The following is a 22,618-nucleotide window of genomic DNA, read 5'->3' as shown; positions in this document are numbered from 1 at the left end:
ATTTTTGCATTTCAGATCAAGTACAGAATGTGCATGGAGGCCATCAGAGAATGACAACACTATTCAAAACATTAAAACAAGATTGGTCTATTTCAGCCACGGTTGCAGGTTTTCTTGCGGTTCTGATTTCTTATTCAGGACCCTTAATTATCTTTTTTCAGGCAGCGCAACGTGCCCATGTCTCAACAGAGATGATGGTGTCATGGATTTGGGGCATTTCCATCGGTGCGGCAGTTGCTGGGATTTATCTCTCCATTAAATATAAAACACCTGTCATTACCGCGTGGTCTGCCCCTGGAACGGCCTTATTGGTCACCCTGTTTCCACACATTTCCCTGAATGAAGCGGTTGCCGCCTATATCACTTCTGCCATTGTAATTTTTCTGATTGGGATTACAGGCTGTTTTGACAAACTACTGAAATGGATTCCTCAAGATGTTGCCGCAGGCATGATGGCAGGCATCTTGTTCCAATTTGGCATTAATCTGTTTACAGCCACAGATCGCATGCCGCTGATTGTGTTTAGCATGTTAATTGTGTTTCTAGTCGCTAAACGGTTGATGCCGCGCTACACCATGATTTGGGTATTAGCCACAGGAATTTTATTGAGCTTGGTATTGGGAAAAATGAATCCTGTAGAGATCAGTTTTAACCTTGCCATTCCGCAATGGATCAGCCCTGAATGGACATGGAGTTCAACCTTGAATCTGGCGCTGCCCTTAATCCTCGTGAGTCTAACAGGTCAATTTTTACCGGGTATGGCAATTATGAAACTGAGTGGCTATGACACGCCTGCCAAACCGATTATTAGTGCAACCAGTATTGCCTCCTTAGCGGTTGCCTGTGTTGGTGGTATTACCATTGTGCTCGCGTCCATTACAGCAGCTCTATGTATGGGTAAAGATGCGCATGAATTGAAAGAAAAACGCTATATCGCAGGGATTGCCAATGGGATTTTTTATATTCTCGGTGGACTGTTTGCGGGCAGTATTGTGATGCTATTTAGCTTACTACCCAAAGAACTGGTTGCTGCATTAGCGGGTTTGGCTTTGCTGGGTGCAATTTCCACCAATATTGCCGTTGCCATGAAAAATGACCAACAGCGCGATGCTGCACTGATTACCTTTCTAGCGACAGCTTCAGGCATGCATTTTTTAGGATTAAGCTCAGTGTTTTGGGGCATTTGTATTGGAGTGATTGCTCACTTCATTCTCACTCAACGCGCTGCAACACAATCCGCTTAAGAAAAAGCGAACAACTCTCCCGGCTCTCCGCCTTGCTGTCGAATAACAGACTGCTTTGCACCTAAAGCTGAGCGATCAAAATTCAGTAAGGCAATTTTAAAAATCTCACTTTAAAATCTCAACTCATTCAACTTAATTGGAGGTTCATCATTATTTTAACCATTAGGTAAAATAAAATATCCTGACTTATTTTCAATCATGCTATAAGTTTATTTATTGATTTTTTAATTATAAAAATAAGGTTTAAACATCATAAAATAGTTAAAATTCTCACGATTTAATATTTCACCTACATTTTAAAAAAGAATCAAACCAAAATAACAAACATATAAATTTCAATAAATTAAGCAAATAAAATCACAATACCTTAAAGACATAAAGATATATCAATTAGGTTTTTGACTCTCACCCAATAACAAAATAGCTTAATAAAAAATAACTCGGTACTTCACAAATTGGAGGTGAAGCAATGGATACACATAAGGTCAATATTAATGACATTATTGATAAAGCCAGTTTTACGGCATTTCACTGGAAAGTATTAATCTGGTGTCTCATCATTATTATTTTTGACGGTTACGATCTGGTTATTTATGGGGTCGCCTTACCCTTGTTGATGCAGCAATGGTCACTGACTGCTGTGCAAGCGGGATTGCTTGCCAGTGCAGCGTTGTTCGGGATGATGTTTGGTGCCATGATTTTTGGCACGCTTTCAGACAGACTGGGCCGTAAAAAAACCATTCTGATCTGTGTCACTTTATTTAGTGGCTTTACCTTCTTAGGTGCGTTTGCAAAAAGCCCCACTGAATTTGCAATTTTACGATTTATCGCGGGGCTTGGCATTGGTGGTGTGATGCCGAATGTCGTGGCTCTGATGACCGAATATGCGCCGAAAAAAATCCGCAGTACCTTAGTCGCACTGATGTTTAGTGGCTATGCCATTGGCGGGATGAGCTCTGCCTTACTGGGCGCATGGTTAGTCAAAGACATGGGCTGGCAAATCATGTTTTTAATTGCAGGCATTCCGCTATTGCTGTTGCCTGTAATCTGGAAATTTCTGCCTGAGTCATTGGCTTTCTTGGTGAAATCGAATCATCACGATCAAGCCAAAATGATTGTCAGTAAAATTGCACCTGAAACTGAGTTAAGCAATCATTCAGAACTGGTTCTAAATGAAAGTACCACGACTGATGCGCCCGTTCGCGCCCTATTCCAACAAGGTCGTAGTTTCAGCACCTTTATGTTTTGGGTAGCCTTCTTTATGTGTCTGTTGATGGTCTATGCATTGGGTAGTTGGTTACCAAAACTGATGCTACAAGCGGGTTATTCTTTAGGTGCCAGTATGCTATTCCTGTTTGCACTGAATATTGGTGGAATGGTGGGTGCGATTGGCGGTGGTGCATTAGCGGATAAATTCCACTTAAAACCAGTGATTACCAGCATGTTTGTGATCGGCGCGGCTGCCCTGATCTTACTTGGTTTTAATAGCCCACAATTTATTTTATACAGCCTGATTGCAATCGCAGGCGCAGCCACGATTGGCTCACAGATTCTGCTCTATACCTTTGTGGCGCAATTCTACCCAACTGCAGTACGTTCCACTGGTATGGGATGGGCTTCGGGTATTGGCCGAATCGGTGCCATCATCGGTCCTGTCCTAACTGGTGCTCTGCTGACCTTTGAATTGCCTCATCAAATGAATTTTCTCGCCATCGCGATTCCCGGCATTATCGCGGCACTCGCTATCTTCTTGGTGAATTTAAAAGTCTCGGTTGCGGCTCAACCAGCAACGAGCTTTAACTCACCATCTTCACTGACTCAGCAATAAAACCATGTGCGCCGAGGACTGGCGCACTGACTTCGGATATGGATTATGAAATTATTACAGCGCTTTTCCCCTACGCATTTAACGGTTGCAACCCTATTGGCAATGGGCAGTTGGTCTAGCTCGGTTGTTTTTGCTGCGGAGACAGCTCAACCAACTCAAGATCAATGGAAATTCACACTTAAAAATGCCTATATTAATCGTGACTATGACAACCCAAGCCTTAAAGATACCGGCAGTTGGTCACAAGCGGCTTCGTTATTTTACAAGTCAAATATGCGGGATACGCCACTGCAAATCGCGGACAAGCCGATCACCATTGGGGCAGATGCTTCGGTGCAATATGCGGTACGTTTGAGTCAAGATAAGCACGTGGCGGATACGGTGTTACCCTTTGATCCTCAAACTCAATCTCAAGCGTCTGACTATTTAAAATATGGCGCGACCCTCAAACTGGGCTATGACAAAACACTCCTTAGTGTCGGTGAACTATGGCTGGACTTGCCTGTGACAGCAGTAGATGCCAGTCGCCAGCTATTGGCATCATATTGGGGGACCAATTTAAAGTCACAACTATCTGATCAACTCTATGCCGAAATAGGCCGAGTCACCAAAGTATCACCGCGTAATGAAGATGACTTTAAGAAATTTTCTTTTACTGCCAATGGCAAAACTGAATATTCTGATGGTTTGAATTATCTAGATCTACGTTATCAACTGACACCCTCGTTAAAGGCAGAATACTACTTTGGCAATTTAGAAGACCTCTACAATAAACACTACCTTGGGTTAGACCATATATGGAAACAACCCAACTTCTCTCTGAATTCCAAATTTAAGTATTTCAATGCCAAAAATGATGGGAGTAACTTTGAGATTGATGCCCAAAATATTGGAATTCTGGAAATGTTAAAAGTGAATAATCAGTCTTTTGGTTTGGGCTATCAACAGATTATCGGGGAGTCTGCCTACCCGTTACCAGATGGTTTCCTGCCTGAAACCTATTTTATCAACTGGAATGCTACAGGCTTCTTCAAAAAGAATGAAAAATCTTATCACCTGATGTATGGCTATGATTTTAAGGACTATGTCCCTGGGCTAAATGCGATGGTGAAATATGTTTATGGTCATGACTTTAAGACAGCCAATGGTGAGAAAAATCATGAAACCGAGTCCAATATTATTGTGAACTATGCTTTTCAACAGTCTTATCTCAAAGGCTTTGCACTGCAATACATCCGCATTGACTATGATGTGAAGCATGGCAATGACTTTGGAGAAGATCGTTTATTCGTGAATTATAGTAAAAAATTCTAAGTCTTAGTCTAATAGCTCAATAAACGATTTATACCCCTAAAAATAAAAAGAGAACTTCATTTGAAGTTCTCTTTTTATGCCTCACAAGCTTAAATCTGATCGATTAAATTTGTGATTGAATATAATTCTGTAAACCAATCAATTCAATTAAACGTAATTGCTTTTCTAACCAATAGGTATGATCTTCTTCTGTATCAGAAAGCTGCTGACGCAACATATCACGGCTAATAAAATCGCCTTTTTCTTCACACAGTTTGATACCCACTGCCAATTTTTCACGCACATGATATTCAAGTGCTAAATCCGCTTTTAAGCAGCTGACAACATCGTTACCGACATTGATGTCTTCACGATTCATATTCGGTTGAGCACCTAAGAACAGCACACGACGAATGATTGAATCCGCATGAGATGCTTCTTCTTGCATTTCATGGTCAATACGTTCGTAGATTTTGCTCAAGCCCCAATCTTCGTACATTCTTGAATGAATTAAATATTGATCACGAGCAGCCAATTCACCGCCAATGAGCATATTTAAATAGTCGATGACTTCTGGATTGCCACGCATAATACTTACTCCTATCGAATGACAATATTATGGCCAAGTTACAATAGAATTGCAAAAACAAAAGTGTGTAAGTTTATGATTTTTATAAAATTAAAATGAGAAACATACGCATTTACAGTTCTAATTAGCCCAATTTATCTAAATAAAATAAGCCTTTGCATATCATTTATAGTTTTAAAAAGAGATAATTCCATTGAAAATCATTTGTTTGATTTTTTGTAACGATTAGCAATGCTTCTTATTTCGCCGATGTTTTGATCAAAAAAGCATAAAAAATGACTGCTCAGCTGTTGTTTGTTTAAGCAAAATTCGGTAAATAACAGCAATCACAAAAACATAATGTGGAAACCACAATGGATAAAAGCAAACCAATTTTGGTCACTGGCGCGACGGGTTATATTGCAGGCTGGATTATTGAACGTCTGTTGAATCAAGGCTATACGGTTCATGCCACAGTGCGTGACCCATCAAAGAAAAATAAGATTCAGCATTTATATGATCTTGCAGATCAATCTTCTGGCAAGATTGAGTTTTTTAAAGCAGATTTGCTTGAACCGCGTTCATTTGATGATGCAATGCAAGATTGTGAAATCGTGATTCATACCGCATCCCCTTTTGTGGTGACCAATTATAAAGATGCAGTCAAAGACATTATCGAACCTGCGGTGAAAGGCACAGAAAACGTATTAGATAGTGTTAATCGTACTGAATCGGTCAAACGTGTGGTGCTAACGTCAAGCATTGCTTCAACCTATGGCGATGCAGTTGAGATTCAAAATACCGCCAATAATGAGTTTGATGAGAGCCATTGGAACAATACCAGTAGCGAAACCCATCAACCCTACCCATATTCAAAAGTTGCTGCCGAGCGTAAAGCATGGGAAATGGCTGAACAACAAAACCGCTGGGATTTAGTCTGTATTAATCCCGCCTTAGTGATGGGACCTTCCCTCACCGATGCCAGTCAGTCAGGTAGTATTGAAGTATTACAACAGTTTGGTAATGGTACCACCTTATTTGGAGTACCGCCAATGTGGAATGGTATTGTCGATGTCCGTGATGTTGCCGATGCACATGTGGCTGCGGCATTGAATCCACAGGCACAAGGCCGTTATATCATTTGTGGTGGCACACTTAGCTTATTAGATATGGGTAAAGCACTCACACAAAAGTTTGGTTATAAATTCCCGTTCCCGCATTTTACTGTGCCAAAGACCGCCTTTGCTTTTGTGGCGCCAGTTCTCGGACATTCACGTGAATTTGTAAAATTAAATATGGGTTATCCAATCTATTTTAATGCGCAACGCAGCGTCCAAGAACTCGGCATTGAATATCGCGATGTGCGCGAGAGTGTCTGTGAACATTTTCAGCAATTGCTTGATGATGGCATTGTGAAAAAATATATTTAATATCAAAAAAAGGCGGCATAAATGCCGCCTTTTTTATCAGTTCGTGCTGACTCAAAGTCTAAATAAAAAATCAGGCTTCATACTGCTTCAAAAATTCTAAGAATTCTTGCTCATTCAATACTCGAATGTCTAACTTCTGCGCTTTATCCAACTTACTACCTGCTTTCTCGCCAGCAACCACACATTTGGTTTTACTGGACACACTACCACTGACACGTGCACCCAAGGCTTGAAGCTTTTGTGTTGCTTCATCACGGCCCATGGTTTCCAATGTACCTGTGACCACCCAACTTTCGCCATTTAAGGGTTGGCGTGTCGGTGCAGTCGGTGCATCCCAATGAATGCCTGCTGCCATTAAACGATCCAGCACTTCGATGTTATGTGGTGCTTGGAAAAAGTCAGCAATCCATTCTGCAGTAATATCACCGACATCAGGGGTTTTCTTGAGTGCTTCAATATCCGCCGCTTTTAGTGCTTCAAGCGTCTGGAAGGTATTGGCGAGCATACGTGCTGTGGTTTCACCGACACCGCGAATCCCCAAGGCATAGATAAAACGTGCCAAAGTGGTTTTCTTACTTGCTTCAATCGCATCAATCAAGTTTTGAACGGATTTCTCACCCATTTTCTCGATGGTCAATAAGGTGTCACGATGTTCACGCAAATGATAAATATCAGCCACATCTTTGAGTAGATCGAGGTGTAACAGTGACTCGACCCAACGATCGCCTAAGCCCTCAATATCCAGTGCTTTACGTGAAACAAAGTGACGAATGGCTTCAATACGTTGTGCCGCACAATACAGACCACCTGAACAACGTGCCAAGGCCTCACCTTCTGGCATCACCACAGGTGAATCACAGACTGGGCAATTGGTCGGGAGATGTACCATCTCAGCATCGGTAGGTCTGAACTCCGCCCAAACTTTCTCAACTTTTGGAATCACGTCACCCGTGCGATAGACACTGACGGTATCGCCAACACGTACATCTAAACGATGGATTTCACCAATGTTATGCAAGGTCACATTAGACACCGTTACCCCACCAACAAAGACTGGTGCCAAACGCGCAACAGGTGTCAATGTTCCAGTACGCCCCACTTGCCAGTCAATATTTTCGACTTTGGTCAGTGCCGCCTGTGCTGGGAATTTATAAGCCGTTGCCCAACGTGGTTCACGACTCAAGAAACCCAATTGTTGCTGCTGTTTAAGGCTATCCACCTTGATGACCATGCCATCAATTTCAACTTTAAGATCTGGACGTTCTTGCTGAATCTGCTCATAGCGTTGTTGAACTTCTTCAATCGAAGCGCACAGGAATTGACGTTCTGCAATTTCAAAACCAAATCGGGTTAACCAATGCAGGCTGTCGTGCATGGTTTCAAGGCCATGATTGGGCTGACATTGTGCAATACCATAGGCATAGAACGCCAATGGACGTGAAGCTGCAATATTTGGATCGAGCTGACGCAGGCTTCCTGCTGCGGCATTACGCGGATTGGCAAAGGTCTTATCCCCTTTGGCTTCTTGATCGGCATTGAGCTTTTCAAAGCCTTGCTTTGGCATCAATACTTCACCACGAACTTCCAGAAATTCTGGAATTGCTTGATGCTGACTGGATAAAACTTTCGGCAGATTCCGAATGGTTTTAACATTCTGGGTAATATCCTCGCCTGTCTCACCATCACCTCGTGTCACGCCACGAACCAAGACACCATTTTCATACCACAGTGAAATCGCTAAACCATCGAGTTTCAGTTCAACGTCATACTGAACTTCTTGATTCGGTAAACGTTCATCAATACGGCGGGCGAAAGCGAACAAGTCTTCTTGATTAAAGACATTCCCCAATGACAGCATCGGCACTGCATGAGTCACACTTTCAAATTTTGACAGCGCTTGACCACCGACTTTATTGGTCGGGGTATCCGCCTGAATGCATTCTGGATGTTGTTGTTCTAAGGCTTTCAGTTGATGAAATAAATGGTCATATTCACTATCAGAAATGGAGGGTTGATCCATCACATAGTAAGCATGATTGTGTTTTGCAATCAGTTGAATCAACTGACGCATTTGCTCAATGACTGAGTTGTGTTCCATTTAAATTTCACCATATAAAAGGGCGGAAAAACCGCCCTATAATTTTTACTAAATTTATTATAAAAGATTCATTAGACGGTTGCTTGATTTGGACGATAATCAATCACATGATGACGCCAATGTTCTTTCAACTGCGGTGTAAACTCTAAATTGTTTTCATCATAGACCTTACCATCCACTTCACGTGCAATTAAGCCTGCAATACTGGTCATCATGTCATAACCCGTAACTGCTTTGCTATTTGGTAAAGCCAAGAAGAATGCAAGACCTTGCACCTGCTCGCCCGATAAAGTTTCCAAATCAAAACCTGCAGGACCATTATCCGTCATACGCAATACCGAGAACATCAAGGCACTTGGCTCATCGGTGTTTTCATAACGATGGAAACATGACATTTCACCGAAACGTAAACCATATTTCAATAATACCTTCAGTGCTTTATCACCAGATAAGGCACGACGTGGATTTGGATAAACATTCAGGGCAATGATTTGCTCTGCGGTTGCTAAAGCACTTTCATCATCATAGCGTTGCTGTTCATGTAAATGCACATCCAGAATATTACTTTCGCCATCAAACTCTTCGATCGCGACGGTTTCAATATTTGGATTTAAGCTAAGCTCAGTTTCCGCTTTGCTTTCCTCTGCTTTCTCTGTAGCTTCTACATTTTCAGAAACGATAGTTGTTTCTGCTTCAGTTACTACTGTCTCATCTTTTTGAGCCACTGTAAGCTCTGCTACAGCTTCAACAGTCTCATCTGCTTTAGCAGTTTGTTCTACTTCCGTCGTTTTTGTTTCAACACTAGTCGCTTCAGTTGCCTGCTCTGCTACAGACTCAACTACAATTGCTTCAGTATTTAAACTTGGCTCAACACGCTCAGTTGTAGTCACCACTTCATTTTGTAAAAGTTGGTCACGCACATGACGTGGGATCACAGGTTGCTGACTTTCAGGATTAATATGTAAATCTGCTTCTAATGACGGCTCAACTGGTTTTGGTTTTCTTAAAATCATGATTAAACCAACAAGCATAATCGCAACGGCGGCAACAATGCCTATTATTGTATTCATTTCCATACTAAGACTCCGCAACTAACCCGTATTCTTTTGCCTGTTCTAAATCGACAGTCACTAATTTTGATGTACCTGGCTCTGGCATGGTGACTCCAAGTAAATCAGTTGCCATTGTCATCGCCAATTTATTATGTGTAATGTAAATGAATTGCACTTGTTCAGAAAGCTCTTTTACCAAATTACAATACCGTTGTACATTGGCATCATCAAGTGGCGCATCAACTTCGTCCAGTACGCAGAACGGTGCAGGGTTCAATCTGAAGATTGCAAATACCAAAGCCAAAGCCGTTAAGGTCTTTTCACCGCCTGAAAGCAAGGCCAAGGAGCTGTTACGCTTGCCAGGTGGGCGTGCCATCAGTTTCACCCCAGACTGCCAATCATCTTCAAGACTTAAAGTCGCCTCACCACCACCAAATACCTTTGGAAACAACAGCTGCAGCGCTTGATTGACCTGATCGAAGGTGGTCATAAATAGCTTACGGGTTTCCTGATCAATACTTTTCATCGCGTCTTTGAGCTGATCAACCGTATTTTGTAGATCCTGCATCTGGTGACTCAGTTCATCAAAACGTTGCGACACTTCCTCATATTCTAGCGATGCTGCCAAATTCACTGCACCGATTTTCTCGAATTGCTGCTGGGCTTTTTCCAGTTTCTGCTGGTGATCTTTAATTTCAATCGACAGATCAGATAAAACTTCCGCATTGAGTTCTTTCAGTTGTTCCAGATAATGTTCACGATCTGATTTCGCCGCTTGCCAAGCCAAGCGCTTTTGTTCCAACTGCTCACGCACCTGCTCGTCTTTCTGTTGAGCTTGATGACGTTGTTCCGTCAGTTGCTGCTGTTTCTCTTGCACTTGATTCAGTTCAAGCTGCCATTCATTCCAAGTTTTTTGCAGTTTTTCGGTTTGCTGGAATTGCTCTTGGAATTGAGACTCCAAGTTCGGCAGCTCAAGCTGAATCGGATCAACAAACTTCTTTGCTTGCTCAATTTGTTCAATGATTTGACGATACTGCGTTTTCAGGAACGAGATATCTTTTTCCAGTAACTCAATTTGCTGATTAGCTTGCGAGGTCTGGCGACGTAAAGTTTCACGTTGCTGTTGTTGTTGAGTCAACTGCTGTTGTTGCTCATCCAACTGCTCATTCAAGTTTTCCACCTGAAATTGCAAAGTCTTATAGTTCGGCAACACTGCTTCTAATTTCAATGCAAGCGCATGTAGATCGATCTCCAGATCATCACGCTGCATGGCATCTTCTTCAAGTTGTAGATCAAGCTGTTTCAGTTGATCGGCCAACTGCTGTTGCTGCAGTACAAAAGCTTGTGCCGTACTTTGCAGTTTGGCAATTTGCACATCCAGCTGTTGCAGCTCTTTTTGCTTTTGCTTCAGACTTTGCTGTTGTTGCTGCAAACACTGTTGTTGCTGTTGCAAAGCCTGCTGCTGCTGTGAAAACTGATGTTCCAAATCAAGCAACTGCGGTTGTTGCTGTGCCAGTTGCTGTTCAATTTCCTCTAAACGCACTTGATGACTGAGCATGCCCTGTGCAGTTTGACTGTCGTCATCATAATGCAAAGCAATGACCCAGTCTGCGCCGACATGATAACCGTCAAGCGTCAGAATAGATTGTGCATGCAGGAGATCTGCTTGATGTTCCAATGCAATCGCTAAATTCTCTGTAACCGCTACATTAGCCCAGAGTGAAGATTGCGGAGCTTCTATCCAGTCTGATAGATATTTTAAATCTCCCCTAACCCCTCTTTGAGAAAGAGGGGAACTCCTCCCTTTATCAAAGGGAGGTTGGGAGGGATTTTTTAACTGTCGAGCCACACCTTCCTGAAATGACTGTTCACCATCCAGTAAATGCGCTTGTAGCCACTTGGCCAAGAACTTCTCAATAATGCTTGCATGCGCTTTAGCTTGAGCGCTTAAACGTAGGCTTTGCATCAATCGAACTGCATTTTGATCATGCTTCGGACTTTGCTTTGCAACGAGCTGATTTAAGTTCTTTTGTTCCGCCAATAAAACCTGAATTTCGGTTTTCAAACTCTGCACATCAGCCTTCTGCAACTGTTGTTGATCTTGCTTTGTCTGAACATCCTGCTGTAATTGCTCAATTGCTGTTTCTAACGCAATTATTTCCTGTTGCAGTTGCTGCTGTAATTGTTCTAACTGCGCCTGTTCATCATCCTGAACCTGAGCACGAATCTGAGTGCTTTGCGTTTGCAAGGTCTGCTTTTGCTGCTCAATCCGCAGAACATTCTTACCCAACTGCTCAATTTGCGCTGCCATCTGCAACTTTTTCTGTTGTTGCTGATCGACTTGGGTTTTCAATTGATCAAATTGCTGTTGTGCTTGCTTGTGCTGTGCCTGAACATCAGTAAAATTTTGCTCAGCCGTTTGTGTCTGCTGTTCTAAGGCAAGCAAGCTTTCATTTTGCTCATCAAATTGAGTGCTTAAGGTTTCAACCTGTAATTCAGAGAGTTGCAGACGCTCTTTGGTTTGTACTTTCTGCTGTTCAAGTTGCAGCAAGCTGGTACTGTTTTGCTGGAATAAACTCTGTTTTTGTTCCAAGGTCATTTTTAATTCAGACAGCTTTTTCTCGGCCTGTTGCCATTCATGCTGCAAGGGTGAAGACTGCTGAATTAAGCGTTGGAATAAAGCACTGGTGGCTTCAAGATCGTGTTCAATGGTTTGAGATTCTGAACGAACCAACTTAAAGTTTTCACCCAGCGCGGTCATTTCAACCGTATATTCTTGTTGTAGCTTTTGACTTTGATTGGCTTGAAATGAAAGAATCTCGATTTTTAAAGTTCGAATCTGCCCTTCTAAGGTCTTATATTGAATCGCAGCTTCAGATTGACGCTTTAAGCTTCTAAGTTGGGATTTTAGTTCAGCGGCAATATCGTCTAAACGTGCCAGATTTTGTTCAGTATGCTCTAAGTGCTGCAAAGTTTCACGTCGACGCGCCTGATAACGAGACACCCCTGCCGCTTCTTCAATAAACACACGCATTTCTTCAGGCTTGGCATCGACCAGACGGTTAATCATGCCCTGTTCAATCACCGCATAAGAACGTGGACCGAGACCTGTACCCAAGAAAATATCAGTGATATCACGTCGACGGCAACGTGTACCATTTAAGAAATATTCAGATTTACCTTCACGCGTGACTTGGCGACGCACCGCAAGCTCACTATAGGCGTTATAAGCACCACCTAATTTGCCATAGGTATTGTCAAAACGAAGTTCTACACTGGCGACACCAACAGGTTTACGCTTGGCTGTCCCCGTAAAGATGACATCCTGCATGCTACCGCCACGCAATTGACGTGCGTTGGACTCGCCCATAACCCAGCGAATCGCATCAATGACATTCGATTTACCACAACCGTTCGGCCCAACCACCGCAGTACGGTTTGCCTTAAAATGTAATGTTGTACTATCGGCGAAAGATTTAAAGCCTGAAAGTTTTAAACTGCTTAAACGCATACTGCCCTAACTAGCGGCGTGAGCGTCTAGCCCAAGCCAATTCAATCTGTTTCATACGTGTCAGAGATTCCAACACAAGGTTGCGCAAGTGTCGACAAAAATCTTCCATAAATAAAGCAGCTTGTTGTGATTTTCGGATCAAAATAGCATCAATCACTAACTTAAACAGGGTAAACGATTCTTGTAGCTCTCGACGTGAAGTATTCAAGGTCAAAAAATAGCTACGACGTAATGATGGTAGGAGTTCTTTATAGAACTGCATCAGATAAGGATTCGCCACCATATCATGCTGTTCAGCCAGATATTTAAAGATCGCATCGTAAAATTTTTCGATATCGCCCGCACGAACAAACTCGACCAATTGATCCAATAAAGCTTGCAGTTGCTCCGCTTCATTGACTCGCCAAGTTTCACTAATCCGTTGCACAATATGTCCAAGCACCATCACATTGGTGTCAAATAATGCTTTAACTTGTTGAGCTGACATTTCAGAAACAATTGCACCACGGCGCGGAAAAATTTCAATTAAATAAGTTCGCTCAAGCAACAACAATGCTTCGCGAACTGATCCACGACTGACGTCTAATTCTTTCGCAATGCGCAACTCTTGGATGCGTTCGCCTTCAACCAGCTCACCACTAATAATTTGTTCACTAATATATTTTGCAATCTGTTCAGAAAGACTATCAGCCTCTTCGAGATTCATGAGCCCCTCGCTATCTTTGTTATACGCATTGATCCAATGCTATTTGCGCTTTTTTGTTTTAACTGATCTCACCGCATAAATTCTATATCATTGTCTGACAATTTTATTGCTTTTTAAGCCAATCATGCTAAAAAACCAAATAATAATTCTCAATATGTACTAAAAAGTCAGTTTTTCTATATTTAATATCAGATATTTAACCGTTCTATTCTTATTTAACCGCATATCTGAAAGATTTTCTTTCATCGTATTTTTATTGATGTAATTCACAAAAAATAATATTTTCATTAAAGGTATCGCATTTTAAATTTCCCTCCGAATTACGCAGTACACATATAGATGAGTCATATCATGGGTGTCGATCAGGCTGTTAATATTGCCATTTTTGGGCTGAGTCTCAGAACATTGAATGAGTTAAAACAGCAGGTACAAACTGCTGTGCCTCATCATGTCCAGATCAATTGGAGCAATATTGCTGAGCCGCAACTTGACATCCTAATGATCAACCATGTGTTTTTTGATTCACCCAATATCAAAAGCCTACTGCAAAATAATAAGATCAATGTACTCAAGATTGCCAATGATGAAGATAAAAATAGCGCTATCGAAAACGATACTTTATTTCTACCACTCAACCATCTTCACTCCTTACATCATTGGCTGAGCCTTCATCTGGATGAACGCTTAAATCAGGTTCCAGTAAATACCGAAATTGAAGATACGCCAACCTTTCATCGCAAACAAATTAAAGACGTGTTGCAAGAAATCCAAAATCCTAAAAATGGCAAGATTCAGTTGTTTGATAACCAAGGATTACTCGCCATTGCCGATCCGCGTAATCAATGGCTATGGCAAAATCCAGAGTTTAGCTCGTTTCAAACCGATCCAAGCCTGAACTATACCTATGCTACGCAAAATGATCAGTATTGGATCGTAGATGCAGTTCAACAAGATTTAAAACAATGGTTATGGCATTTACTTTGGACATCAATGGACTTTGAGGAGCTATGCCCACCATCTGCTTCTAGTTTTTATCTAGAAATGTGGCCACAACCCAAAAATAAAATTGATCGTCAAGATATCTTGCGTATGTCAGCTTGCTTTGCCCAAGGTGCACAAATCACAACGGTTGCCAGTCAATTGAATCTACCTGAACAAAAAGTTAGGCACTTCGTTGCAGCTTGTTTAGGCGCAAACTGTGGAAAACTGATTAAAGACCCTGAGGCGAAATATCGTCCAAAAAATCAGCAGAACAATACAGAACAGCATTTTATGAAAAAACTATTTGGTCGCTTACGCCACCGTTTAGGCTTTTAATTAAGGTCACGAATATGATTTTACATCAATATAAAATTGTCTTTGGCGGCACCATGGGTTCAGGTAAATCCACGGCGATCAAAGCGTTGTCTGAAATTGAAGTGCTGAGTACCGAGGCATTGAACACCGATACTGAATCGCATGAAAAATTACTCACCACCGTTGGAATTGATTATGGTGAACTGACTTTGGACGATGGGGTTAAGGTCGGTTTATATGGCACGCCAGGCCAAGACCGCTTTGATTTTATCTGGGCAGTGATTTGTAAAGGTGCAATTGGCACCATTGTCATGATTGACCATGCTGCTGAAAACCCGCTACTAGATTTAGAGCAATACATTCAATCTTTCCAACCGTTTGGCAATAATATTGTGATTGCAATTACGCATATCGACCGTATGCCAGAACGAACTTTATCGATTTATCGTGACTGGCTGCAAGCCAAAGAACTGAATTACCCAATGTTCTTTATCGATGCACGTCAGCAAGATGATGTACTTCTTCTGGTCGAAACCTTGATTGCCACCATTGAAGTACATTATGGTCTTATTCACTAAGAAATTAGATCAATCCTTTATAAATAAAATAGCTACCGACAACCACTAATAGACCAGCAAAACATTTTTTCAGCATGGCTGGCGATAAACGATGTGCAACTTTGGCGCCAAATTTTGCGGTGATAAAGCTCATCACACTAATGCCCAAGAAAGCATAGATATGCACATAGCCAATGGTGTTCGGCACTTCAATCTGCTCTTTGGCACCAAACCACATAAAACCAATTGCTCCCGCAACTGCAATTGGCAAACCACAGGCTGCTGAAGTTGCAACAGCTTTTTGCATCACGACGCCATGACGATTTAAGTAAGGCACGGTAAGACTGCCACCGCCAATACCAAAAATCGCTGAAGCCACCCCAATTCCTCCACCCGCAGCAAGTTGTAATGCAGCCGACGGTAGATGACGATTCGGATCAACCACCGCATTTGCACCTCTAAACATCTTGTAAGCCATCCAAACAGCAAAGACACCAATCACTAACTGTAAGTGCTGTCCAGACATCAAATCAGCAACACCAGCACCAAGGAATGAACCAAGTACTAAGCCAGGTGCTAAATTACGGAATACCGACCAAAGAACCGCCCCTTTTTTATGATGCGCCATCACCGAGCTAATCGAAGTCACAATAATGGTTGCTAACGATGTTCCAACTGCAATATGCATAATGACATTGGGGTCATAATTCATTTGCGTAAAGACAATATATAAAATTGGCACAATAATTAAGCCACCACCAACACCAAATAGCCCCGCAGCAAATCCAGCAATTGCGCCAATCAGCAAATATATGATTAACTCCATAAACACATGACCACTCTACTTGTAAAAATGATGGATGATTTCGCTACCCGCCAGCTTCAGCAATTATTGAACGCAAAAAATCAATTTCCAGAAGTGGTGCTACTCAAAACAACCACGACCTCGACCAATGATGATATGCGTGAAATTGCGCAAAAAGGCATTACAACAGGACTGGTATGCAGCGCACTACAAACGCAAGGTCGAGGTCAACACCAACGACAATGGGCGTCTCCTGAAGGCAACATTTATTTAAGCACACTGATTCAAAGCAAAACAGCACTCGATGGCCGCCTTGCCCTTGAAGTTGCACTGAATATTTTACAGATGCCGAGCTTGCACGGCTTAACATTACAAGTCAAATGGCCAAATGATTTATATAGCCCACAAGGCAAATGGGGTGGAATTTTGGTTGAGCCACTTTCATCAAACCAAGCAATTGTTGGTGTTGGGATCAATTTGAATACCCCACCCGTTGAAAATGCAGATCAACCGATTACATCATTAGAGATGCTTGGCTTAACCCATATTGATCGGTTAACGCTGATTGCTGAACTCTACAGCGCAATCCAGCAGGCAGCACAATGGTTTGAACATGGCAGTTATAATCTAGCGGAACGCTTTAATCACCATGCGATTTGGCTCGATCAACAAGTTGAATTTGAACATACCCAAGGTAAAGTTCAGGGACTGTTTCAAGGCATTTCCAATGACGGTGCGGTACTGATCAAAACTGATCAGATTCAACAATTCTATCAAGGCCGTTTGCGTCTCGCTTCGATTTGAGGAAATGATGGTTCTATGAAAAGTTTATGGTTGGACATTGGTAATACGCGCCTAAAATATTGGATCACAGCACATGATCAAGTGATCGAACATGCTGCTGAATTACACCTACAATCTCCTGCGGATCTATTACTGGGGTTGATTCAACACTTTCGTCATCAAAATTTAAGTCGTGTCGGGATTTCTTCGGTTTTGGATTCTGAAAATAATCAACGTATTCACATGATTCTGGATATTTTGGATATCCCGATTATTTTTGCCAAAGTCCATGCTGAATATGCAGGTTTACATTGTGGCTATGATGTCCCAAGCCAACTGGGGATTGACCGTTGGTTACAAGTCTTGGCGATGGCGAAGCCAAATGAAAATTTTTGTGTGATTGGCTGTGGCACTGCCCTGACCATTGATTTGGTCGAAGGATTGCAACATCTAGGCGGTTATATTCTGCCAAACTTGTACCTGCAACGAGATTCACTGATTCAAAATACCAAAGGCATTAAAATTCCCGACTCTGCTTTTGATAACTTAAAACCCGGTCACAATACAGTTGATGCTGTACATCACGGTATTTTACTTGGTCTGATCAGCACCATTGACCAAATTATGCAGCAATCGCCTAAAAAACTAATTTTAACAGGTGGTGATGCCACTCTATTCGCCAAATTCCTCAGCCATTATCAGCCCCAAGTCGAATCAGATTTATTGCTTAAAGGCTTAAGGCATTATGTTCAACTCAATTCAGCTTTCACTAAAGTTTGAATTGCTTGTAATAGTTGTGGAAATTCACTAAAACCATCTTCTGCCCGGAAATGCCCAGCTTGAGCGACTTCAATCAATTGGGCATTGAGTAAATTTGAGAATTTGAAGGTGAGCGGCACAGGTACAACAGGATCATTACTGGAAAAGAAAACCAGACGTCTTTGGATGTTGGCACGCAATAAGCCACTCTCAAAAGCTGAATGTTCAATAAATGGATTGAATTCAGAATCTGGTGAGATTCGGTCATTAAAACCAGCGATAAACACCCCTGCTTTCAAAGTGGTTTGCTTCAGTTTCTTTGCTAGAAATCGAGCCACCGCAACACAGGATAAACCATGTGCCACCACGATACTCTTCTCATTGAGTCCTTTTAACTGTGCATCCAGACAAGTTTGCCAAATCTCCACTTCAGGATGACCCGCATCAGCAAGGAAAACCCGCTCTACCTCAAGCTCATCATTTTGTAGATGATGTTCTAGCCAGTGATACCAATGTTGTTCTGGATCTGCATGTTCACAATGTACAATAAACACCTTATTTTTTGAATTATGTGACATATTTAACACTACTTTTCAATGTAAAACATAGACTTATTTTTAATTTTCTTATTTTTAAACTCAGTTGAATGTTGATGTTTTGTATTAAATTTATACAATACGCTCGCATTAAAAAAGGCGCATCAAGCGCCTTTTTTTAAGAACAATAGAACTTACTTTTTCTGGTCATTGCTACCAAACAAAGGTCCCATATTTCCGCCACCACCAAATTGTTTTTGCATATTGCCTAATGATTTCAGCATTTTGCTCATGCCCGATGGGTTAGCAAATTTCTTCATCATTTTCGCCATTTGTGCTTGTTGCTTGATCAATTTATTGACCTCGGCAACATCCATACCACAGCCAGCAGCAATACGTTTTTTACGGCTTGGATTCATCAAGTCAGGATTCCGACGTTCTTTGATCGTCATCGACTGAATAATGGCTTCCATACGCTTAACTTGCTTTTCAGGATTGGCTTTTTCAATTGCATCCTGAATGCCAGCATTGCTCATACCAGGCAACTTATCCAAGAAGCCCATCATGCCGCCCATTTTGCTCATTTGCTCAAATTGCATCAGCATATCTTCAAAATTGAAGGTACCGCCTTTCTGCAATTTCTTCGCCATTTTTTCGGCTTTTTCTTTGTCGATCTTGCGTTCAACTTCTTCGACCAAAGAAAGGACGTCACCCATACCCAAGATACGTTGCGCAACACGATCTGGATGGAATGGCTCAAGTGCATCCAGTTTCTCACCAATCCCCAAGAACTTGATTGGCTTACCTGTGATCGCACGAACAGAAAGTGCTGCACCACCGCGTGCATCACCATCAGTCTTAGTCAGAATCACACCTGTCAAAGCCAAAGCATCATTAAATGCTTTCGCTGTATTGGCCGCATCCTGACCGGTCATTGCATCCACAACGAATAAAGTCTCGGTTGGCTTAACCGCTGCATGTAATTCTATAATCTCGTCCATCATGTCTTCATCGACATGTAGACGACCTGCTGTATCGACAATCAAAACATCAGCGAATTGGATTTTCGCTTGTTCAATCGCACGATTGACAATATCAATTGGCTTTTCAGATGCTTCAGATGGAATGAAACCGACACCAACTTCATTCGATACTGTTTCTAACTGCTTGATTGCCGCTGGACGATAAACGTCAGCAGAAACAGTCATGACTTTTTTCTTTTGGCGCTCTTTTAAGAAACGCGCTAATTTTGCAGCAGTTGTGGTTTTACCCGCACCCTGCAAACCAGCAAGCAGTACAACAACAGGTGGTTTTGCGCTTAAATCTAGTGTTTCATTGGCCTCACCCATCATCTTGGTGAGTTCATCATAGACAATCTTTACAAATGCCTGACCAGGAGAAAGCTGAGTCATCACCTCTTGACCTAGCGCTTCTTCCTTAACCTTCGCGATAAACTCACGAGTTACAGGTAACGCCACATCGGCTTCAAGAAGTGCCATACGTACTTCACGTAGGGTATCTTTAATATTGTCTTCGGTCAGCTGCCCTGAGCCAGTAACATTTCTTAAACTCTGTGTGAGTCGTTCTGTTAAGGTATCAAACATTGCGAAATCCGCTTAAAATGGCTAGTTGCAAAAAAATCTTTCTTAAAATAGAAAATTTATGCGTAAGATGCTATAGGATACTGTAGTTCGAAGCGAATTTATATCTTATATGGTGAATATTATTCATCCTCCTGCAAAAGGTTTGACATGATCAGTCTCCCCTTGGTTTACACAATTTTGGCACTCATCGCCTATACCAGTTCATTTTGGTATTTGTTTATTCATTTGATGTCAAAACGTACTCCAAATCTTTGGTGCTATGGTCTTTTGGTTGGATTAGGGTTAGTACTGCATAGTACCGTGCTCTATCAGGACATGATGACACCGATTGGGGTGAATTATGATGTCTTTAATCTAATGTCATTCACTTCAGGACTGATGTTAGCTCTGAGTTTAATCTTAAGTTTGATTCGCCCGATCCTTCCTTTAAACCTGATCGGGACACCTGTTGCTGCTTTTGGTTTAATATTAGGCTTTGCCTTTAGCCAACCCAATCAAATTATTGAACAACATAGCTTAGGCTTAGATTTACATATTATTTTGTCATTAGCTGCATATGCAGTTTTATTAATGGCAACCATTCATGCAGTATTGCTCTGGTTTCAAGATCGAGAACTCAAAAAGAAGCAGAAAAAACGTATTTGGGTCAATCTGTTGCCACCTTTCCAAGTCATGGAATCTTTGTTGTTTGACCTGATTATCACGGGTTTTGGTTTATTGACAGCAGCATTGTTATTTGGCTTCTTTACCATTGATAACTTCTTTGCACAGCATCTGGCACATAAAACGGCCTTTAGTATTATTTCATGGTTCTTATATGGCGCCTTGCTCATCGGTCATTACAAATTTGGCTGGCGCGGTCGCAAAGCCATTCGTTTTACCATTACTGGTTTTGTCCTGCTTGCCATTGGCTTTATGGGCAGTAAATTTGTTTTGGAAATGATTTTAGGGCGTTGATAAAACGTTCTAAAATGGATTCATATGCACTCTTACTATAAATATACAGATACAGACGGAACAATTGTCCTGTATGAATTAAATCAGGAATATTACTGCATAAGAGCAATTTGTGTTACGTCATCGATAATTTTAAATACGGCTTTTATAAATGAAACATCTAGTTTTTTTCTCCCAGAAGGAAGCTTTTCAGAACAATTAAAAGAATTATCTGTTACGACAAAGGACGAGTTTTTAAGTTTTTGGAGTATATCAACATCTCAATATTTAAATGCATGGAATCGCTTAAAGACTAAATTTCAGATTAATCAATGTATTGATTCAGAAATTGTTTGCTTTTACCCTCAATGGGTAATTGTTCAATATAGTGAAATTTTTTTTGGTTTCGTAAACTACAAAGACTGCGAATTTATTTTAGGATCAGAAAATATGTATCCTCAACAAAAAATTAAGCTTTACGTGCAAAACTTTGATGATCAAAACTTATGGATTAACTTCTCTATAAACGCTCAAGATCAGCATGTTTAGAACACGCTACATTTTCTAGACATCTTAATAAAAAATGCGTATAACGCTGTTTTCGCTTATTTAGGTAAAAAATCGTGAAACTTGTACTCGCCCCAATGGAAGGTCTGACTGATCCGATCATGCGTGACGTACTCACCCATGTTGGCAGTTTTGATTGGTGCGTGACTGAGTTTATCCGTATTACCGATAGCATCTTGCCTGATCATATCTACGATAGTTTTTGCCCTGAATTAAAAAATGGAGGCAAAACCGCAGCAGGTATACCTGTACATGTACAGTTTCTTGGTAACAACCCTGATATGCTCGCTGCCAATGCAGCAAAAGTCGTAGAACTTGGCGCGCCAGCTATTGATCTAAATTTCGGTTGTCCAGCCAAAACGGTGAATCGCCATCGTGGTGGTTCTGTTTTGTTAGATGAGCCTGAAACAGTACATCTGCTAGTAAAAGCGGTACGTGATGCTGTACCTGCACATATTCCTATCTCTGCCAAAATGCGTTTGGGCTATCTGGATGAAAATCATACGCTCGATAATGCTCATGCGATTGAAGATGCAGGTGCAAGCTGGCTTACTGTACATGCACGAACCAAAGCTGATGGCTATACCCCACCAGCCTATTGGGAAAAAATTCAGCCAATTACTGAAGCCTTAAAAATTAATGTGATTGCCAATGGTGAGATCTGGAATAATGCGGATGCAAAAGCGTGTTTAGCACAATCGCATTGCCAAGACCTTATGATTGGACGTGGCGCAGTCACCACACCAGATTTAACCCTGTGTATTCGAGAGAATATGGATCAGGCAGTGCTGTCTTGGCAGGATTTAGTTGAATTACAACTACGCTTCCTAAGCGGCCAATATAAGACTGAAATTGGCATGGTCGGACGCTATAAGCAATGGCTGGGCATGATGACTAAGGCTTATCCTGAAGCACAAGCATTATGGGGTCAGGTGAAGAAGATCAAGCAATTAGATGAAATTATTCAGTATTTAAAACAGAGTTAGATTTCCATACCTTTCTCGCTACAATAAAAAGCGGCCTAAGCCGCTTTTTATAACCAAAA

At 41.5% G+C, this 22,618-nt stretch carries 19 protein-coding genes; 11 read left to right on the top strand and 8 right to left on the bottom strand.

Going from position 1 to position 22,618, the window contains the following annotated elements; all coding sequences use genetic code 11:
- The first annotated feature begins 50 nt into the window (after nt 1–50).
- From benE to F3J02_RS04780, 3 genes are all read left to right on the top strand, one after another.
- Nucleotides 51–1,244, top strand: a complete 1,194-nt coding sequence (gene benE, locus F3J02_RS04790) for a benzoate/H(+) symporter BenE (protein WP_167247966.1) — start codon at nt 51–53, stop codon at nt 1,242–1,244.
- Between the two features lie 469 nt (nt 1,245–1,713).
- Nucleotides 1,714–3,072, top strand: a complete 1,359-nt coding sequence (locus F3J02_RS04785) for an MFS transporter (protein ID WP_167247965.1) — start codon at nt 1,714–1,716, stop codon at nt 3,070–3,072.
- A 45-nt stretch (nt 3,073–3,117) separates the two neighbouring features.
- Nucleotides 3,118–4,386, top strand: coding sequence for an OprD family outer membrane porin (locus tag F3J02_RS04780; RefSeq protein ID WP_167247964.1), 1,269 nt, complete (start codon nt 3,118–3,120; stop codon nt 4,384–4,386).
- A gap of 103 nt (nt 4,387–4,489) precedes the next feature.
- Here the strand turns inward: F3J02_RS04780 and ftn are convergent, their stop codons facing one another.
- Complete coding sequence (gene ftn / locus F3J02_RS04775) at nt 4,490–4,954, bottom strand: heteropolymeric bacterioferritin subunit Ftn (RefSeq protein ID WP_005191131.1); 465 nt, start codon at nt 4,952–4,954, stop codon at nt 4,490–4,492.
- A 353-nt stretch (nt 4,955–5,307) separates the two neighbouring features.
- Between ftn and F3J02_RS04770 the strand changes: the two genes are divergently transcribed.
- On the top strand, nt 5,308–6,363 hold the full coding sequence (locus F3J02_RS04770) for an SDR family oxidoreductase (protein ID WP_167247963.1): 1,056 nt from the start codon (nt 5,308–5,310) through the stop codon (nt 6,361–6,363).
- Nucleotides 6,364–6,433: 70 nt separating this feature from the next.
- On the opposite strand, the gene ligA is transcribed toward F3J02_RS04770, so the two are convergent.
- From ligA to F3J02_RS04750, 4 genes are all read right to left on the bottom strand, one after another.
- On the bottom strand, nt 6,434–8,461 hold the full coding sequence (gene ligA, locus F3J02_RS04765; protein WP_167247962.1) for an NAD-dependent DNA ligase LigA: 2,028 nt from the start codon (nt 8,459–8,461) through the stop codon (nt 6,434–6,436).
- A gap of 71 nt (nt 8,462–8,532) precedes the next feature.
- Nucleotides 8,533–9,537 (bottom strand): cell division protein ZipA C-terminal FtsZ-binding domain-containing protein, encoded by a 1,005-nt coding sequence (locus F3J02_RS04760; RefSeq protein WP_167247961.1) that lies wholly within the window; start codon nt 9,535–9,537, stop codon nt 8,533–8,535.
- A gap of 1 nt (nt 9,538) precedes the next feature.
- Entirely contained in the window at nt 9,539–13,024 is a 3,486-nt protein-coding gene (smc, locus tag F3J02_RS04755; protein WP_167247960.1) for a chromosome segregation protein SMC, read from the bottom strand.
- Between the two features lie 10 nt (nt 13,025–13,034).
- Nucleotides 13,035–13,730 (bottom strand): GntR family transcriptional regulator, encoded by a 696-nt coding sequence (locus F3J02_RS04750; RefSeq protein WP_005151133.1) that lies wholly within the window; start codon nt 13,728–13,730, stop codon nt 13,035–13,037.
- A gap of 351 nt (nt 13,731–14,081) precedes the next feature.
- On the opposite strand from F3J02_RS04750, the gene F3J02_RS04745 reads away from it, so the two are divergent.
- Together F3J02_RS04745 and F3J02_RS04740 are read left to right on the top strand one after the other, a co-directional pair.
- Nucleotides 14,082–15,047 (top strand): hypothetical protein, encoded by a 966-nt coding sequence (locus tag F3J02_RS04745; RefSeq protein ID WP_167247959.1) that lies wholly within the window; start codon nt 14,082–14,084, stop codon nt 15,045–15,047.
- A gap of 14 nt (nt 15,048–15,061) precedes the next feature.
- Nucleotides 15,062–15,604, top strand: a complete 543-nt coding sequence (locus F3J02_RS04740) for a GTP-binding protein (protein ID WP_167247958.1) — start codon at nt 15,062–15,064, stop codon at nt 15,602–15,604.
- Between the two features lie 4 nt (nt 15,605–15,608).
- On the opposite strand, the gene F3J02_RS04735 is transcribed toward F3J02_RS04740, so the two are convergent.
- Entirely contained in the window at nt 15,609–16,409 is an 801-nt protein-coding gene (locus F3J02_RS04735; RefSeq protein WP_167247957.1) for a sulfite exporter TauE/SafE family protein, read from the bottom strand.
- A gap of 6 nt (nt 16,410–16,415) precedes the next feature.
- On the opposite strand from F3J02_RS04735, the gene F3J02_RS04730 reads away from it, so the two are divergent.
- Nucleotides 16,416–17,192, top strand: a complete 777-nt coding sequence (locus F3J02_RS04730) for a biotin--[acetyl-CoA-carboxylase] ligase (RefSeq protein WP_167247956.1) — start codon at nt 16,416–16,418, stop codon at nt 17,190–17,192.
- Between the two features lie 15 nt (nt 17,193–17,207).
- On the top strand, nt 17,208–17,951 hold the full coding sequence (locus tag F3J02_RS04725; protein WP_167247955.1) for a pantothenate kinase: 744 nt from the start codon (nt 17,208–17,210) through the stop codon (nt 17,949–17,951).
- Here F3J02_RS04725 and F3J02_RS04720 read toward each other — a convergent pair.
- Both F3J02_RS04720 and ffh read right to left on the bottom strand, forming a co-directional pair.
- Nucleotides 17,921–18,508, bottom strand: a complete 588-nt coding sequence (locus F3J02_RS04720) for an RBBP9/YdeN family alpha/beta hydrolase (protein ID WP_167247954.1) — start codon at nt 18,506–18,508, stop codon at nt 17,921–17,923. The two genes, F3J02_RS04725 and F3J02_RS04720, sit on opposite strands and share 31 nt — an antisense overlap.
- A gap of 152 nt (nt 18,509–18,660) precedes the next feature.
- Entirely contained in the window at nt 18,661–20,070 is a 1,410-nt protein-coding gene (gene ffh, locus F3J02_RS04715; protein ID WP_167247953.1) for a signal recognition particle protein, read from the bottom strand.
- A gap of 147 nt (nt 20,071–20,217) precedes the next feature.
- Here ffh and F3J02_RS04710 point away from each other — a divergent pair, with 147 nt between their 5' ends.
- The 3 genes from F3J02_RS04710 (at nt 20,218) to F3J02_RS04700 (ending at nt 22,559) form a co-directional block, all read left to right on the top strand.
- On the top strand, nt 20,218–21,027 hold the full coding sequence (locus tag F3J02_RS04710) for a cytochrome C assembly family protein (RefSeq protein WP_167247952.1): 810 nt from the start codon (nt 20,218–20,220) through the stop codon (nt 21,025–21,027).
- Nucleotides 21,028–21,051: 24 nt separating this feature from the next.
- On the top strand, nt 21,052–21,555 hold the full coding sequence (locus F3J02_RS04705) for a hypothetical protein (protein ID WP_167247951.1): 504 nt from the start codon (nt 21,052–21,054) through the stop codon (nt 21,553–21,555).
- Between the two features lie 74 nt (nt 21,556–21,629).
- The gene (locus tag F3J02_RS04700; protein WP_323127286.1) at nt 21,630–22,559 is read left to right on the top strand and encodes a tRNA dihydrouridine synthase; all 930 of its coding nucleotides are present in this window, start codon (nt 21,630–21,632) and stop codon (nt 22,557–22,559) included.
- Nucleotides 22,560–22,618 lie beyond the last annotated feature (59 nt).

The sequence above is a fragment of the Acinetobacter sp. Tr-809 genome (assembly GCF_011753255.1).
Taxonomy (GTDB): Bacteria; Pseudomonadota; Gammaproteobacteria; order Pseudomonadales; family Moraxellaceae; genus Acinetobacter.
Note: the sequence above shows the minus strand (reverse complement) of the source record. Positions and strands in the feature narration are given on the sequence as shown.

Coding starts and splice junctions, on each gene's coding strand:
- F3J02_RS04730 (WP_167247956.1), top strand. CDS start 16,416: ATGACCACTCTACTTGTAAAAATGATGGATGATTTCGCTACCCGCCAG.
- F3J02_RS04740 (WP_167247958.1), top strand. CDS start 15,062: ATGATTTTACATCAATATAAAATTGTCTTTGGCGGCACCATGGGTTCA.
- benE (WP_167247966.1), top strand. CDS start 51: ATGACAACACTATTCAAAACATTAAAACAAGATTGGTCTATTTCAGCC.
- F3J02_RS04720 (WP_167247954.1), bottom strand. CDS start 18,508: ATGTCACATAATTCAAAAAATAAGGTGTTTATTGTACATTGTGAACAT.
- F3J02_RS04780 (WP_167247964.1), top strand. CDS start 3,118: ATGAAATTATTACAGCGCTTTTCCCCTACGCATTTAACGGTTGCAACC.
- ffh (WP_167247953.1), bottom strand. CDS start 20,070: ATGTTTGATACCTTAACAGAACGACTCACACAGAGTTTAAGAAATGTT.
- F3J02_RS04770 (WP_167247963.1), top strand. CDS start 5,308: ATGGATAAAAGCAAACCAATTTTGGTCACTGGCGCGACGGGTTATATT.
- ftn (WP_005191131.1), bottom strand. CDS start 4,954: ATGCGTGGCAATCCAGAAGTCATCGACTATTTAAATATGCTCATTGGC.
- F3J02_RS04705 (WP_167247951.1), top strand. CDS start 21,052: ATGCACTCTTACTATAAATATACAGATACAGACGGAACAATTGTCCTG.
- F3J02_RS04750 (WP_005151133.1), bottom strand. CDS start 13,730: ATGAATCTCGAAGAGGCTGATAGTCTTTCTGAACAGATTGCAAAATAT.
- F3J02_RS04735 (WP_167247957.1), bottom strand. CDS start 16,409: ATGGAGTTAATCATATATTTGCTGATTGGCGCAATTGCTGGATTTGCT.
- F3J02_RS04745 (WP_167247959.1), top strand. CDS start 14,082: ATGGGTGTCGATCAGGCTGTTAATATTGCCATTTTTGGGCTGAGTCTC.
- F3J02_RS04710 (WP_167247952.1), top strand. CDS start 20,218: ATGATCAGTCTCCCCTTGGTTTACACAATTTTGGCACTCATCGCCTAT.
- F3J02_RS04785 (WP_167247965.1), top strand. CDS start 1,714: ATGGATACACATAAGGTCAATATTAATGACATTATTGATAAAGCCAGT.
- ligA (WP_167247962.1), bottom strand. CDS start 8,461: ATGGAACACAACTCAGTCATTGAGCAAATGCGTCAGTTGATTCAACTG.
- smc (WP_167247960.1), bottom strand. CDS start 13,024: ATGCGTTTAAGCAGTTTAAAACTTTCAGGCTTTAAATCTTTCGCCGAT.
- F3J02_RS04725 (WP_167247955.1), top strand. CDS start 17,208: ATGAAAAGTTTATGGTTGGACATTGGTAATACGCGCCTAAAATATTGG.
- F3J02_RS04760 (WP_167247961.1), bottom strand. CDS start 9,537: ATGGAAATGAATACAATAATAGGCATTGTTGCCGCCGTTGCGATTATG.